General features: G+C 56.0%; 27 protein-coding genes. All 27 read left to right on the top strand.

Translation table 11 applies throughout. The features are described 5' to 3' along the window. Positions 1-24 precede the first annotated feature (24 nt). Positions 25-1,218 (top strand): elongation factor Tu, encoded by a 1,194-nt coding sequence (tuf, locus tag ACK59H_RS11220; protein WP_010951775.1) that lies wholly within the window; start codon positions 25-27, stop codon positions 1,216-1,218. Between the two features lie 141 nt (positions 1,219-1,359). Then, positions 1,360-1,671, top strand: coding sequence for a 30S ribosomal protein S10 (gene rpsJ / locus ACK59H_RS11225; protein WP_003186070.1), 312 nt, complete (start codon positions 1,360-1,362; stop codon positions 1,669-1,671). An 80-nt stretch (positions 1,672-1,751) separates the two neighbouring features. Next, positions 1,752-2,387 (top strand): 50S ribosomal protein L3, encoded by a 636-nt coding sequence (gene rplC, locus ACK59H_RS11230; protein WP_060478897.1) that lies wholly within the window; start codon positions 1,752-1,754, stop codon positions 2,385-2,387. 12 nt (positions 2,388-2,399) lie between these two features. Continuing rightward, positions 2,400-3,002, top strand: coding sequence for a 50S ribosomal protein L4 (gene rplD, locus ACK59H_RS11235; protein WP_027917846.1), 603 nt, complete (start codon positions 2,400-2,402; stop codon positions 3,000-3,002). After that, positions 2,999-3,298, top strand: coding sequence for a 50S ribosomal protein L23 (gene rplW / locus ACK59H_RS11240; RefSeq protein WP_003255484.1), 300 nt, complete (start codon positions 2,999-3,001; stop codon positions 3,296-3,298). The genes rplD and rplW overlap by 4 nt, the downstream gene beginning before the upstream one ends. A 14-nt stretch (positions 3,299-3,312) precedes the next feature. Further along, positions 3,313-4,137, top strand: a complete 825-nt coding sequence (rplB, locus tag ACK59H_RS11245) for a 50S ribosomal protein L2 (protein WP_003255483.1) — start codon at positions 3,313-3,315, stop codon at positions 4,135-4,137. A 16-nt stretch (positions 4,138-4,153) separates the two neighbouring features. Continuing rightward, complete coding sequence (gene rpsS / locus ACK59H_RS11250) at positions 4,154-4,429, top strand: 30S ribosomal protein S19 (RefSeq protein WP_003255482.1); 276 nt, start codon at positions 4,154-4,156, stop codon at positions 4,427-4,429. Positions 4,430-4,440: 11 nt separating this feature from the next. Beyond that, entirely contained in the window at positions 4,441-4,773 is a 333-nt protein-coding gene (gene rplV / locus ACK59H_RS11255) for a 50S ribosomal protein L22 (protein WP_003103908.1), read from the top strand. Positions 4,774-4,786: 13 nt separating this feature from the next. Then, complete coding sequence (gene rpsC, locus ACK59H_RS11260; RefSeq protein ID WP_003255481.1) at positions 4,787-5,473, top strand: 30S ribosomal protein S3; 687 nt, start codon at positions 4,787-4,789, stop codon at positions 5,471-5,473. Positions 5,474-5,485: 12 nt separating this feature from the next. After that, positions 5,486-5,899, top strand: a complete 414-nt coding sequence (rplP, locus tag ACK59H_RS11265) for a 50S ribosomal protein L16 (RefSeq protein ID WP_003255479.1) — start codon at positions 5,486-5,488, stop codon at positions 5,897-5,899. After that, positions 5,899-6,090, top strand: coding sequence for a 50S ribosomal protein L29 (rpmC, locus tag ACK59H_RS11270; RefSeq protein WP_002555481.1), 192 nt, complete (start codon positions 5,899-5,901; stop codon positions 6,088-6,090). Before rplP ends, rpmC begins: the two co-directional genes overlap by 1 nt. A 2-nt stretch (positions 6,091-6,092) precedes the next feature. Next, a complete protein-coding gene (gene rpsQ / locus ACK59H_RS11275) occupies positions 6,093-6,359 on the top strand; it encodes a 30S ribosomal protein S17 (protein ID WP_023534981.1) in 267 nt (88 codons plus the stop codon). Between the two features lie 23 nt (positions 6,360-6,382). Then, a complete protein-coding gene (gene rplN / locus ACK59H_RS11280; protein ID WP_008089810.1) occupies positions 6,383-6,751 on the top strand; it encodes a 50S ribosomal protein L14 in 369 nt (122 codons plus the stop codon). Between the two features lie 11 nt (positions 6,752-6,762). Then, positions 6,763-7,077 (top strand): 50S ribosomal protein L24, encoded by a 315-nt coding sequence (gene rplX, locus ACK59H_RS11285; RefSeq protein WP_016715319.1) that lies wholly within the window; start codon positions 6,763-6,765, stop codon positions 7,075-7,077. A gap of 20 nt (positions 7,078-7,097) precedes the next feature. Beyond that, complete coding sequence (rplE, locus tag ACK59H_RS11290) at positions 7,098-7,637, top strand: 50S ribosomal protein L5 (protein WP_003255474.1); 540 nt, start codon at positions 7,098-7,100, stop codon at positions 7,635-7,637. 13 nt (positions 7,638-7,650) lie between these two features. Then, positions 7,651-7,956: a 30S ribosomal protein S14 gene (rpsN, locus tag ACK59H_RS11295; RefSeq protein ID WP_003255472.1), complete on the top strand. Its 306-nt coding sequence runs from the start codon at positions 7,651-7,653 to the stop codon at positions 7,954-7,956. A 210-nt stretch (positions 7,957-8,166) separates the two neighbouring features. Beyond that, on the top strand, positions 8,167-8,559 hold the full coding sequence (rpsH, locus tag ACK59H_RS11300; RefSeq protein WP_019097628.1) for a 30S ribosomal protein S8: 393 nt from the start codon (positions 8,167-8,169) through the stop codon (positions 8,557-8,559). Positions 8,560-8,571: 12 nt separating this feature from the next. Beyond that, the gene (rplF, locus tag ACK59H_RS11305; protein ID WP_060478898.1) at positions 8,572-9,105 is read left to right on the top strand and encodes a 50S ribosomal protein L6; all 534 of its coding nucleotides are present in this window, start codon (positions 8,572-8,574) and stop codon (positions 9,103-9,105) included. 10 nt (positions 9,106-9,115) lie between these two features. After that, the gene (gene rplR, locus ACK59H_RS11310) at positions 9,116-9,466 is read left to right on the top strand and encodes a 50S ribosomal protein L18 (protein ID WP_003255467.1); all 351 of its coding nucleotides are present in this window, start codon (positions 9,116-9,118) and stop codon (positions 9,464-9,466) included. Positions 9,467-9,469: 3 nt separating this feature from the next. Next, positions 9,470-9,970, top strand: coding sequence for a 30S ribosomal protein S5 (rpsE, locus tag ACK59H_RS11315; protein WP_003255465.1), 501 nt, complete (start codon positions 9,470-9,472; stop codon positions 9,968-9,970). A gap of 2 nt (positions 9,971-9,972) precedes the next feature. Beyond that, a complete protein-coding gene (gene rpmD / locus ACK59H_RS11320) occupies positions 9,973-10,149 on the top strand; it encodes a 50S ribosomal protein L30 (protein ID WP_003255463.1) in 177 nt (58 codons plus the stop codon). Positions 10,150-10,152: 3 nt separating this feature from the next. Further along, on the top strand, positions 10,153-10,587 hold the full coding sequence (gene rplO / locus ACK59H_RS11325) for a 50S ribosomal protein L15 (RefSeq protein ID WP_023382625.1): 435 nt from the start codon (positions 10,153-10,155) through the stop codon (positions 10,585-10,587). Beyond that, positions 10,588-11,919 (top strand): preprotein translocase subunit SecY, encoded by a 1,332-nt coding sequence (gene secY, locus ACK59H_RS11330; RefSeq protein ID WP_060478899.1) that lies wholly within the window; start codon positions 10,588-10,590, stop codon positions 11,917-11,919. Between the two features lie 28 nt (positions 11,920-11,947). Further along, the gene (gene rpmJ / locus ACK59H_RS11335; protein WP_002555468.1) at positions 11,948-12,064 is read left to right on the top strand and encodes a 50S ribosomal protein L36; all 117 of its coding nucleotides are present in this window, start codon (positions 11,948-11,950) and stop codon (positions 12,062-12,064) included. A gap of 131 nt (positions 12,065-12,195) precedes the next feature. Further along, positions 12,196-12,552, top strand: coding sequence for a 30S ribosomal protein S13 (rpsM, locus tag ACK59H_RS11340; protein WP_012316515.1), 357 nt, complete (start codon positions 12,196-12,198; stop codon positions 12,550-12,552). 18 nt (positions 12,553-12,570) lie between these two features. Continuing rightward, on the top strand, positions 12,571-12,960 hold the full coding sequence (gene rpsK / locus ACK59H_RS11345) for a 30S ribosomal protein S11 (RefSeq protein WP_003255454.1): 390 nt from the start codon (positions 12,571-12,573) through the stop codon (positions 12,958-12,960). 15 nt (positions 12,961-12,975) lie between these two features. Then, the gene (rpsD, locus tag ACK59H_RS11350) at positions 12,976-13,596 is read left to right on the top strand and encodes a 30S ribosomal protein S4 (RefSeq protein WP_012316514.1); all 621 of its coding nucleotides are present in this window, start codon (positions 12,976-12,978) and stop codon (positions 13,594-13,596) included. Positions 13,597-13,609: the final 13 nt, after the last annotated feature.

Raw genomic sequence — 13,609 nt, forward strand, 5'->3', positions numbered from 1 at the left:
CCTTTAGGCAAGAGGTTCACTGTCGTGGCTAAAGAAAAATTTGATCGTTCCCTTCCCCACGTTAACGTCGGCACCATCGGCCACGTTGACCACGGTAAGACCACTCTGACCGCAGCTCTGACTCGCGTCTGCTCCGAAGTTTTCGGTTCGGCCGTCGTTGAGTTCGACAAGATCGACTCGGCTCCAGAAGAAAAAGCACGCGGTATCACCATCAACACCGCTCACGTCGAGTACAACTCGAACATTCGTCACTACGCTCACGTTGACTGCCCAGGTCACGCTGACTACGTGAAGAACATGATCACCGGTGCTGCCCAGATGGACGGCGCGATCCTGGTTTGCTCGGCCGCCGATGGTCCGATGCCACAAACCCGTGAGCACATCCTGCTGTCCCGTCAGGTAGGCGTTCCGTACATCGTGGTCTTCCTGAACAAGGCTGACCTGGTAGACGACGCTGAGCTGCTGGAACTGGTCGAGATGGAAGTTCGCGACCTGCTGTCCACCTATGACTTCCCAGGCGACGACACCCCGATCATCATCGGTTCGGCTCGTATGGCGCTGGAAGGCAAAGACGACAACGAAATGGGCACTACCGCTGTTAAGAAGCTGGTAGAAACTCTGGATGCTTACATCCCAGAGCCAGTTCGTGCTATCGACCAGCCATTCCTGATGCCGATCGAAGACGTATTCTCGATCTCGGGTCGTGGTACCGTTGTTACCGGCCGTATCGAGCGTGGTATCGTCCGCGTTCAGGATCCGCTGGAAATCGTTGGTCTGCGTGACACCACCACCACCACCTGCACCGGTGTTGAGATGTTCCGCAAGCTGCTGGACGAAGGCCGTGCTGGCGAGAACTGCGGCGTTCTGCTGCGTGGTACCAAGCGTGACGACGTTGAGCGTGGCCAGGTTCTGGTCAAGCCGGGTTCGGTCAAGCCGCACACCAAGTTCACCGCAGAAGTCTACGTTCTGTCGAAAGAAGAAGGCGGCCGTCACACTCCGTTCTTCAAAGGCTACCGTCCACAGTTCTACTTCCGTACCACTGACGTGACCGGTAACTGCGAACTGCCGGAAGGCGTTGAAATGGTAATGCCAGGTGACAACATTCAGATGACTGTTACCCTGATCAAAACCATCGCAATGGAAGACGGTCTGCGCTTCGCTATCCGTGAAGGCGGTCGTACCGTCGGTGCCGGCGTCGTAGCCAAAATCATCGAGTAATCACTCGACCGATTGAAAAAACCCCCGCTCAGCGGGGGTTTTTTTTATTGGGTTGACACTAAATGGGGGGGTCTATAGAATCACGCCTCCTTTTAGCGGGCGTAGTGCGTCCGTTGGGAACAGCCTGGAGTCTGAAATCCAATGCAAAATCAGCAAATCCGTATCAGGTTGAAGGCTTTCGACCATCGCCTGATCGACCAATCCACCCAGGAAATCGTGGAAACCGCGAAACGTACTGGTGCACAAGTGCGTGGTCCAATTCCACTGCCTACCCGCAAAGAGCGTTTCACCGTTCTGGTCTCCCCGCACGTCAACAAAGACGCGCGTGACCAGTACGAGATCCGCACTCATAAGCGTGTTCTGGACATCGTCCAGCCAACGGATAAAACCGTTGACGCGCTGATGAAGCTTGATCTGGCGGCAGGTGTGGAAGTACAGATCAGCCTCGGCTAAGACTTCGGTCTAGTCGTGTAACGCTCTGAAATGGGCGGCCATAGCGGGTGAAAGCCCCGTACACTCATGAGGTTTACAACATGACTATTGGTGTAATCGGTCGCAAGTGCGGTATGACCCGCATTTTCACCGAAGAAGGTGTCTCCATTCCGGTCACGGTCATTGAGATCGAGCCGAATCGTGTCACCCAGTTCAAAACTGAAGAAACCGATGGCTACCGTGCAGTGCAAGTCACTGTCGGCGAGCGTCGTGCTTCGCGTGTGACTGCCGCTCAGGCAGGCCACTTCGCCAAAGCTAACGTTGCCGCTGGTCGCGGTATCTGGGAGTTCCGTCTTGAAGAAGGCGATTTCCAGGCTGGCGATCTGATCAAAGCTGAACTCTTCACTGCAGGCCAGCTGGTAGACGTTACTGGTCAGTCCAAAGGTAAAGGCTTCGCCGGTACCATCAAGCGCTGGAACTTCCGTGGTCAGGACAACACCCACGGTAACTCCGTGTCGCACCGTGTTCCTGGTTCCATCGGCCAGTGCCAGACTCCTGGTCGTGTGTTCAAGGGCAAGAAAATGTCCGGTCACATGGGCGCCGAGCGCGTGACTGTTCAGTCCCTGGAAGTAGTTCGCGTAGACGCTGAGCGCAACCTGCTGCTGGTCAAGGGTGCCGTTCCTGGCGCTACTGGCGGCGACGTGGTTGTACGTCCAGCTGTCAAGGCTCGCGGTTAAGGGGATACTGACATGCAACTTAATGTAAATGACGCTCAGGCGATCGAAGTTTCCGAACTGGCTTTCGGTGGCGAATTCAACGAGACGCTGGTACACCAAGCAGTCGTAGCCTACATGGCTGGCGGCCGTCAGGGCACCAAGCAGCAGAAGACCCGTTCCGACGTGGCCGGTGGCGGTAAGCGCCCATGGCGTCAGAAGGGTACTGGCCGTGCTCGTGCTGGTACCACTCGTGGTCCGATCTGGCGTGGCGGTGGTGTAACCTTCGCAGCTCGTCCTCAAGATCACTCGCAAAAGCTCAACAAGAAGATGTACCGCGCAGCTCTGCGCTCCATCCTCGCTGAGCTGGTGCGTAGCGACCGTCTGGTCGTGGTTCAGGACTTCGCTGTTGAAGCGCCGAAAACCAAAGATCTGCTGAACAAGCTGAACGGCATGGGTCTGAACGACGTACTGATCGTTTCTGACGCTGTTGATCAGAACCTGTACCTGGCTGCTCGCAACCTGCCGCACGTCGACGTACGTGACGTTCAAGGTTCCGACCCGGTCAGTCTGATCGCATACGAGAAGGTGTTGATCACCGTCTCGGCCGTGAAGAAATTCGAGGAGCTGCTGGGATGAACCAGGAACGCGTATTTAAAGTCCTCCTTGGCCCGCACGTTTCCGAGAAGGCTACCGTTCTGGCTGAGAAAAAAGGCCAGTTCGTATTCAAGGTTGCTACCGATGCAACCAAGCTGGAAATCAAGAAAGCTGTCGAAGGCCTGTTCAACGTAAAAGTTGAAAACGTGTCGACTGTTAACGTTCTGGGTAAAACCAAGCGTACCGCACGTGGTCTGGGCAAGCGTAATGACTGGAAGAAGGCGATCGTCTCCCTTCAGCCAGGCCAAGATCTCGATTTCAGCAGCAGTGCTGAGTAAGGAAGGGGTGCATCATGGCAATCGTTAAATGCAAACCGACTTCCCCTGGCCGCCGTTTCGTGGTCAAGGTGGTCAACAAGGAGCTGCACAAAGGCGCTCCTCACGCACCGCTGATCGAGAAAAAATCGAAGTCTGGTGGTCGTAACAACAATGGCCGCATTACCACTCGTCACGTTGGTGGTGGTCACAAGCAGCATTACCGTCTGGTCGACTTCCGTCGCAACGACAAAGATGGCATTCCAGCCACTGTCGAGCGTATCGAATACGATCCAAACCGTACTGCTCACATCGCCCTGCTGTGCTACGCAGACGGTGAGCGTCGCTACATCATCGCCCCTAAAGGCGTGAGCGCTGGCGACCAGCTGATCGCAGGTGCCCTGGCCCCAATCAAGGCCGGTAACTCCCTGCAGCTGCGCAACATTCCAGTAGGTAGCACCATTCACGGCATCGAACTGAAGCCGGGTAAAGGTGCTCAGATCGCACGTTCCGCTGGTGCCTCGGCTCAGCTGATCGCTCGCGAAGGTGTCTATGTGACCCTGCGTCTGCGCTCTGGTGAAATGCGTAAAGTCCTGGCTGAGTGCCGTGCGACCCTGGGTGAAGTCTCGAACTCCGAGCACAGCCTGCGTTCGCTGGGTAAAGCTGGTGCCAAACGCTGGCGCGGCGTTCGCCCAACCGTTCGTGGTGTTGCCATGAACCCGGTTGACCACCCACATGGTGGTGGTGAAGGTCGTACCTCCGGTGGTCGTCATCCGGTATCGCCATGGGGCTTCCCAACCAAGGGTGCGAAGACCCGCGGTAATAAGCGTACCGACAACATGATCGTCCGTCGTCGCAAGTAACTAGAGGGATACGACAGTGCCACGTTCTCTGAAAAAAGGTCCTTTTATCGATCTTCACCTGTTGAAGAAGGTCGAAGTGGCGGTGGAGAAGAACGATCGCAAGCCAGTTAAAACCTGGTCGCGCCGTTCGATGATCCTGCCACAAATGGTCGGTCTGACCATCGCGGTACACAACGGTCGCCAACACGTCCCAGTTCTCGTGAACGAAGACATGGTCGGCCACAAACTGGGCGAGTTTGCCGGTACCCGCACCTACCGCGGGCACGTGGCTGACAAGAAAGCCAAGCGTTAAGGGGTAAGGAAATGGAAGTAGCCGCTAAGTTGTCGGGCGCTCGCATCTCCGCCCAGAAAGCCCGCTTGGTCGCCGACCAGATCCGCGGGAAGAAGGTGGGCGAAGCGCTCAACCTGTTGGCCTTCAGCAGCAAAAAAGCCGCTGAAATCATGAAGAAAGTCCTCGAGTCGGCCGTTGCCAACGCCGAACACAACGAAGGCGCTGACGTTGATGACCTGAAGGTCTCCACCGTCTTCGTCAACGAAGGGCGTTCGCTGAAGCGCATCATGCCACGTGCCAAAGGCCGTGCTGATCGCATCGTCAAGCGGTCTTGCCATATCACTGTCAAGGTTGCGGACAAGTAACGGAGTCGATCAGATGGGTCAGAAAGTACATCCCACTGGCATTCGCCTGGGAATCGTCAAGGAGCACACCTCCGTCTGGTACGCAGACGGTGCTACTTACGCAGATTACCTGTTGAAGGATCTGAAAACGCGTGAGTACCTCCAAGACAAACTAAAAAGCGCGTCCGTAAGCCGTATCGATATTCATCGTCCGGCTCAAACTGCACGCATCACCATCCACACCGCTCGTCCCGGTATCGTTATCGGTAAGAAAGGTGAGGATGTCGAGAAGCTGCGTCAGGACCTGACCAAGCAGATGGGTGTGCCTGTGCACATCAACATCGAAGAGATCCGCAAGCCGGAACTCGACGCTATGCTGGTTGCGCAGAGCGTAGCTCAGCAGCTGGAACGCCGCGTAATGTTCCGTCGCGCCATGAAGCGCGCCGTGCAAAACGCCATGCGTATTGGTGCCAAGGGCATCAAGATCCAGGTGAGCGGTCGTCTCGGCGGTGCTGAGATTGCTCGTACCGAGTGGTATCGCGAAGGTCGTGTGCCGCTGCACACCCTGCGTGCCGATATCGACTACAACACCTACGAAGCTCACACCACTTACGGTGTGATCGGTGTGAAGGTTTGGATCTTCAAAGGCGAAGTTATTGGTGGTCGCCAAGAAGAACTGAAACCACAAGCACCAGCGCCTCGTAAAAAAGCTGCTAAGTAAGGGGTACGCCAAATGTTGCAACCAAAGCGTACAAAATTCCGTAAGCAGATGACCGGCCACAACCGTGGTCTGGCACTGCGCGGTAGCAAAGTCAGCTTCGGCGAATTCGCCCTGAAAGCTGTTGCTCGCGGTCGCCTCACCGCCCGCCAGATCGAGTCCGCACGTCGTGCGCTGACCCGTCACGTTAAGCGTGGCGGCAAGATCTGGATCCGCGTGTTCCCGGACAAGCCGATCTCCAAGAAGCCTCTCGAGGTTCGTATGGGTAAAGGTAAAGGCTCCGTGGAATACTGGGTTGCCCAGATCCAGCCAGGCAAAGTCCTGTACGAGATCGAGGGTGTTTCTGAAGAGCTGGCGCGTGAAGCTTTCGCCCTGGCTGCTGCAAAGCTGCCTCTCGCCACCTCCTTTGTTAAGCGGACGGTGATGTGATGAAAGCGAATGAACTTCGTGAAAAATCTGCACAGCAATTGAATGAGCAACTGCTCGGCTTGCTGCGCGACCAGTTCAATCTGCGTATGCAGAAAGCAACTGGCCAGTTGGGGCAGTCGCACCTGCTCTCGCAAGTTAAGCGTGACATCGCTCGCGTGAAAACTGTGCTTAACCAGCAGGCAGGTAAGTGATCATGGCTGAAGCTGAAAAAACCGTCCGTACGCTGACTGGCCGTGTCGTCAGCGACAAAATGGACAAGACCATCACCGTTCTGATCGAGCGTCGCGTAAAGCACCCGATCTACGGTAAATACGTTAAGCGTTCGACTAAGCTGCACGCGCACGACGAAACCAACCAGTGCAAGATCGGCGACAAAGTTTCGATTACCGAAACTCGTCCGCTGGCCAAGACCAAGTCCTGGGCACTGGTTGAAGTCCTCGAACGCGCTGTTGAAGTCTAAGGGCTAGGGGTCGGAGAAATTTTATGATTCAGACTCAATCCATGCTCGATGTGGCCGATAACAGCGGCGCTCGTCGCGTCATGTGCATCAAGGTACTCGGCGGTTCGCACCGCCGTTACGCCGGCATCGGTGACATCATCAAAGTAACCGTCAAGGAAGCTATTCCGCGCGGTAAGGTCAAAAAAGGCCAGGTGATGACTGCTGTTGTCGTCCGTACCCGTCACGGTGTACGTCGCGCTGACGGTTCCATCATTCGTTTCGACGGCAACGCTGCTGTTCTGCTGAACACCAAGCAAGAGCCGATCGGCACTCGCATCTTCGGGCCAGTGACCCGTGAACTTCGTACTGAGAAGTTCATGAAGATCGTCTCGCTCGCCCCTGAAGTGCTGTAAGGAGATCCGACATGCAAAAGATTCGTCGTGACGACGAGATCATCGTGATCGCCGGCAAAGACAAAGGTAAGCGCGGTAAGGTGCTGAAGGTTCTGGCTGATGACCGTCTGGTCGTTGGCGGTGTGAACCTGGTCAAGCGTCATACCAAGCCTAACCCGATGGCGGGCGTACAGGGCGGTATCGTCGAAAAAGAAGCGCCTCTGCACGCTTCCAACGTTGCCATCTTCAACGGTGAAACCAACAAGGCTGACCGCGTTGGTTTCAAAGTAGAAGACGGTAAGAAAATTCGTGTCTTCAAGTCGACCCAAAAAGCGGTTGATGCTTGAACACTGCTAGGTAGAAGACCATGGCACGACTGAAAGAGATTTACCGGAACGAAATCGCTCCAAAGCTTAAGGAAGAACTTAAGCTGTCGAACGTGATGGAAGTTCCGCGCGTTACCAAAATCACCCTGAACATGGGTCTGGGCGAAGCGATCGGTGACAAGAAAGTCATCGAGCACGCTGTTGCCGACCTGGAAAAGATCACCGGTCAAAAGCCGGTCGTGACTTTCGCTCGTAAATCCATCGCTGGCTTCAAAGTCCGTGAAGGATGGCCGATCGGCGTCAAGGTGACCCTGCGTAGCGACAAGATGTACGAATTCCTGGACCGCCTGCTGGCGATCTCCCTGCCTCGGGTTCGCGACTTCCGCGGCCTGAATGCCAAGTCCTTCGATGGCCGTGGCAACTACAGCATGGGCGTGAAAGAGCAGATCATCTTCCCGGAAATCGATTACGACAAGATCGATGCTCTGCGCGGTTTGGACATCACCCTGACCACCACTGCTCGTTCGGATGACGAAGGCCGCGCTCTGCTGCGTGCATTCAAATTCCCGTTCCGCAACTGATTGGAGTAGGAAAATGGCCAAGAAGAGCATGAAAAACCGCGAGCTGAAGCGTCAGCTCACGGTAGCCAAGTTCGCTAAGAAGCGTGCTGAGCTGAAAGCGACCATCGTCAACCTGAACGCCTCTCCAGAAGAGCGTTTCGCTGCCGTTGTCGCTCTGCAGAAGCAGCCACGTGATGCCAGCGCTTCGCGTCTGCGCAACCGTTGCCGCCTGACCGGTCGTCCTCACGGTGTATACCGTAAGTTCGGCCTGGGCCGTAACATGCTGCGTCAAGCTGCAATGCGCGGTGACGTACCAGGTCTGGTCAAGGCCTCCTGGTAATCGCTGCAGGTGTAACACCGGCGCAAGGTTGAGCAATCTTCCGACCGTCGGTGATCTCACCAACAAACAAGCCCCCTCGTGGGGCTTGTTTCGTTTCTGCCTTGTGTCTAGAATGACCGGCTCACCCGAGCCTGGGGTCTTTGACCTGCCTGTTTGGGTGGCTGTTATAGCCGCAAGGCTAATATTTCTTGTATCAGGAGCATCTAGCCCATGAGTATGCAGGACCCGTTAGCGGACATGCTAACTCGCATCCGTAATGCCCAGATGGCTGAAAAGTCCGTCGTAAGCATGCCTTCCTCTACCCTGAAGGTCGCGGTTGCCAAAGTTCTGAAGGACGAAGGTTACATCGCTGGCTACCAGGTTACTGGTGAAGCCAAGCCTTCCCTGTCGATCGAACTGAAGTACTTCGAAGGCCGTCCGGTCATCGAAGAACTGAAGCGCTCCAGCCGTCCAGGCCTGCGCCAGTACAAGTCCGTCACTGAGCTGCCGAAAGTACGTGGTGGCCTGGGCGTGTCTATTGTCTCCACCAACAAAGGTGTGATGACTGATCGCGCTGCGCGCGCTGCCGGTGTCGGCGGCGAAGTTCTCTGCACAGTGTTCTAAGGGGGGATAGACATGTCTCGCGTCGCTAAGAACCCCGTTAAGCTGCCATCCGGTGTCGAAGTCAAATTCGCCGGTCAGCAGCTTTCGGTGAAGGGTGCCAAAGGCACTCTCGAACTGAACGTTCACTCGTCTGTTGAAGTTACCGAAGAGTCTGGTGAGCTGCGTTTCGTCGCTCGCAATGGTGACCAGCAAGCTCGTGCCATGGCCGGTACTACCCGCGCTCTGGTGAACAACATGGTCCAAGGCGTAAGCCAAGGCTTCGAGCGCAAGCTCCAGCTGGTCGGTGTTGGTTACAAGGCACAGGCCAAAGGCACCGTCCTGAACCTGGCCCTGGGCTTCTCTCACCCAGTGGACTACGAACTGCCAGCCGGTATCACCGCTGAAACTCCTAGCCAGACCGACATCCTGATCAAGGGTATCGACAAGCAGCTGGTAGGTCAGGTGGCCGCTGAAATCCGCGGGTTCCGTCCGCCAGAGCCTTACAAAGGCAAAGGTGTGCGTTACGCGGACGAAGTAGTCCGTCGTAAAGAAGCCAAGAAGAAGTAGGGCCTAGCAAATGACCGACAAAAAAGTTATCCGACTGCGTCGCGCTCGCAAAGCACGCCTCAAGATGCACGAACTCGAAGTCGTGCGCCTGTGCGTGTTCCGCTCCTCGCAGCACATCTACGCCCAGGTCATTTCGGCCGACGGCAGCAAGGTTCTGGCAAGTGCCTCGACCTTGGACAAAGACCTGCGTGATGGCGCCACTGGCAACATCGACGCGGCCACTAAGGTTGGCAAGCTGGTAGCTGAGCGCGCGAAAGCCGCCGGTGTATCTCAAGTTGCCTTTGACCGTTCCGGCTTCAAGTACCATGGCCGCGTCAAAGCGCTGGCTGATGCTGCTCGTGAAGGCGGGCTGGAGTTCTAAGTTATGGCAAATAACGATCAAAAGCGCGACGAAGGCTACATCGAGAAGCTGGTTCAAGTTAACCGCGTAGCTAAAACCGTTAAAGGCGGCCGCATCTTCACCTTCACCGCACTGACCGTGGTTGGTGATGGCAAGGGTCGTGTAGGTTTCGGCCGTGGTAAATCGCGCGAAGTTCCTGCTGCAATCCAGAAAGCCATGGAAGCTGCTCGTCGCAACATGATTCAGGTTGACCTGAAGGGCACCACTCTGCAGTACGCCACCAAGGCCGCCCACGGCGCCTCGAAGGTTTACATGCAGCCTGCCTCGGAAGGTACCGGTATCATCGCCGGCGGCGCAATGCGTGCCGTCCTGGAAGTTGCTGGCGTTCAGAACGTCCTGGCCAAGTGCTACGGTTCGACCAACCCAGTGAACGTGGTTTACGCCACCTTCAAGGGTCTGAAAGCCATGCAATCTCCTGAGTCCATTGCTGCCAAGCGCGGCAAGAGCGTTGAGGAGATCTTCTAATCATGGCAACCGTAAAAGTTACGCTGATCAAGAGCGTCTCGGGCCGCCTGCCTAACCACAAACTGTGCGTTAAAGGTCTGGGTCTGCGTCGCATCGGTCACACTGTAGAAGTCCAAGATACTCCCGAAAACCGCGGGATGATCAACAAGGCTTACTACATGCTGAAGGTCGAGGGTTAATCGATGAAACTCAATGATCTGAGTCCAGCGCCGGGTTCCCGTCGCGAGAAGCATCGTCCAGGTCGTGGTATCGGTAGCGGTCTGGGTAAGACTGGCGGCCGCGGCCACAAAGGTCAGACCTCCCGTTCCGGTGGTTCGATCGCTCCTGGCTTCGAAGGCGGTCAACAGCCGCTGCACCGTCGTCTGCCGAAGTTCGGCTTCGTTTCCCTGAAAGCCATGGACCGCGCTGAAGTGCGTCTGTCCGAGCTGGCTAAAGTGGAAGGCGACGTGGTATCCGTGCAATCCCTGAAGGATGCCAACGTGATCGGCCAGAACGTACAGCGTGTGAAAATCATGCTGTCTGGCGAAGTCACTCGCGCAGTCACCATCAAGGGCATCGCAGCCACCAAGGGTGCGCGTGCGGCTATCGAAGCAGCTGGCGGCAAGTTCGAGGAATAAATGGCTAAGCAAGGTGCTCTCTCTTCGCTCGGTAAGGGCGGGATGTCGGAACTCTGGGCTCGTCTGCGCTTTCTGTTCATGGCGATCATCGTCTATCGGATAGGTGCGCATATCCCGGTTCCAGGCATCAATCCAGACCGTCTGGCGGATCTGTTTCGGCAGAATGAGGGGACCATTCTTAGCTTGTTCAACATGTTTTCCGGTGGCGCGCTCGAACGCATGAGCATCTTTGCATTGGGGATCATGCCGTACATTTCGGCATCGATCATCATGCAGCTGATGACTGCGGTCAGCCCGCAACTGGAGCAGTTGAAGAAGGAAGGTGAAGCTGGCCGTCGCAAGATCAGCCAGTACACCCGCTACGGCACCGTTATCCTGGCATTGGTTCAAGCCATTGGCATGTCCATTGGCCTGGCCAACCAGGGCGTGGCGTTTTCTGCAGGGCTCGGCTTCTATGTCGTTGCCGTCTCCACTTTCGTGGCGGGCGCAATGTTCATGATGTGGCTGGGCGAGCAGATCACCGAGCGCGGTGTGGGCAACGGTATCTCGATGTTGATCTTCGCGGGTATCGTTGCCGGTCTTCCGAGAGCAATCGGGCAGTCTTTCGAGTCTGCGCGCACAGGCGATATCAACATTTTCGCCCTGGTCGCTATCGGTTTGCTTGCAGTAGCGATCATCGGTTTCGTGGTGTTCATTGAGCGTGGTCAGCGTCGTATCGCCGTTCACTATGCCAAGCGTCAGCAGGGCCGCAAGGTCTTCGCCGCGCAGACCAGCCACTTGCCGTTGAAAGTGAACATGGCGGGGGTCATCCCGGCCATCTTCGCGAGCAGCATTTTGCTGTTCCCGGCTTCGCTGGGTGCCTGGTTCGGTCAGTCCGAAGGTATGGGCTGGCTGCAGGACGTCTCGCAGTCGATCGCTCCTGGTCAGCCGTTGAACATTCTGCTGTTTAGTGCAGGGATCATTTTCTTCTGCTTCTTCTATACAGCGCTGATGTTCAACCCGAAAGACGTAGCGGAAAACCTGAAGAAGTCCGGTGCCTTTATTCCGGGTATCCGTCCTGGTGAACAGTCTGCGCGCTACATTGATGGCGTTCTGACTCGTCTGACCATGTTCGGTGCTCTTTACATGATGGCCGTCTGCCTTCTGCCCCAGTTCCTGGTGGTGGCAGCAAATGTGCCGTTCTACCTTGGCGGGACCTCGTTGCTGATTGTGGTAGTGGTTGTGATGGACTTCATGTCCCAAGTACAATCGCACCTCGTTTCGCACCAGTACGAATCCCTGATGAAGAAAGCCAACCTGAAAGGCTACGGTGGCAGCGGTCTGCTGCGCTGATAGGCCCCTAAGGTTCGAGGAGTCGGTAATGAAAGTTCGTGCATCGGTGAAAAAGCTGTGCCGTAACTGCAAGATCATCCGTCGCGAAGGCGTCGTACGAGTGATCTGCAGCGCGGAACCGCGTCACAAACAGCGCCAAGGCTGAGTGTGATCTGCGCTTCAAACCCAGCAGCTAGTGTGCTGCTGGGTTGATTATTCGTTTCTACAGCGATATTATCTCGCGCCCTATTTCTTGGCTTCCGGGGCGTAGGTAGCTGTCAATTGGAGTCCCACTGAATGGCCCGTATTGCAGGCGTCAACATTCCAGATAACAAGCATACTGTTATCTCGCTGACCTACATCTATGGTGTCGGTCGCACAACTGCACAGAAGATTTGTGCAGACGCTGGTGTAAACCCAGCCGCAAAGATCAAGGATCTGAGCGACGAGCAAATCGAAACCCTGCGTGGCGAAGTCGCTAAGTTCACCACCGAAGGTGACCTGCGTCGTGACGTCAACATGAAGATCAAGCGCTTGATGGACCTGGGTTGCTACCGCGGCCTGCGTCATCGTAAAGGTCTGCCGGTTCGCGGTCAGCGCACCAAGACCAACGCACGCACCCGTAAGGGCCCGCGTAAGCCGATCCGCAAGTAATCGCCCAGGAATATAGACATGGCAAAACCTGCTGCTCGTCCTCGTAAAAAAGTCAAAAAGACAGTGGTTGATGGCATCGCCCACATCCACGCCTCTTTTAACAACACCATCGTGACCATCACCGACCGTCAGGGCAATGCATTGTCCTGGGCTACTTCCGGTGGTTCGGGTTTCCGTGGTTCGCGCAAATCCACCCCGTTCGCAGCTCAGATCGCTGCTGAGCGTGCTGGTCAAGCTGCGCTGGAATATGGTCTGAAAAACCTCGACGTAAACGTCAAGGGTCCAGGTCCAGGTCGTGAATCCGCCGTTCGTGCACTGAACAGCTGCGGCTACAAGATCGCCAGCATCACCGACGTGACGCCAATCCCGCACAACGGGTGCCGTCCGCCGAAGAAGCGTCGCGTGTAATCAGGAGACAGAAGAATGGCACGTTACATTGGTCCAAAATGCAAACTGTCTCGTCGTGAAGGCACCGACCTGTTCCTGAAGAGCGGCGTTCGCGCTCTGGAATCGAAGTGCAACATCGAAGCAGCCCCAGGTATCCACGGCCAGCGCCGTGGCCGTCAGTCCGACTACGGTACCCAGCTGCGCGAGAAACAAAAAGTTCGTCGTATCTATGGTGTTCTGGAGCGTCAGTTCCGCGGTTACTACCAAGCTGCTGCCTCGAAAAAAGGCGCAACCGGTGAGAACCTGCTGCAACTGCTCGAGTGCCGTCTGGATAACGTCGTTTACCGTATGGGCTTCGGCTCGACTCGTTCCGAGTCGCGTCAGCTGGTTTCGCACAAAGCGATCAGCGTCAACGGTAAGACTGTAAACATTCCATCCTACCAAGTTCGTCCGGGTGACGTGGTCGCGGTTCGCGAGAAGTCGTCGAACCAGCTGCGCATTGTTCAAGCCCTTGAACTGTGCGCCCAGCGTGGCCGAGTTGAGTGGGTAGACGTAGATTCCGCTAAAAAGTCGGGCGTTTTCAAGAACGTTCCAGCTCGTGGCGATCTGTCTGCCGACATCAACGAAAACCTGATTGTCGAGCTCTACTCCAAGTAAGGGCTAGAAAATA

This window comes from Pseudomonas sp. KCJK9000, from assembly GCF_046230725.1.
Lineage (GTDB): Bacteria > Pseudomonadota > Gammaproteobacteria > Pseudomonadales > Pseudomonadaceae > Aquipseudomonas > Aquipseudomonas promysalinigenes.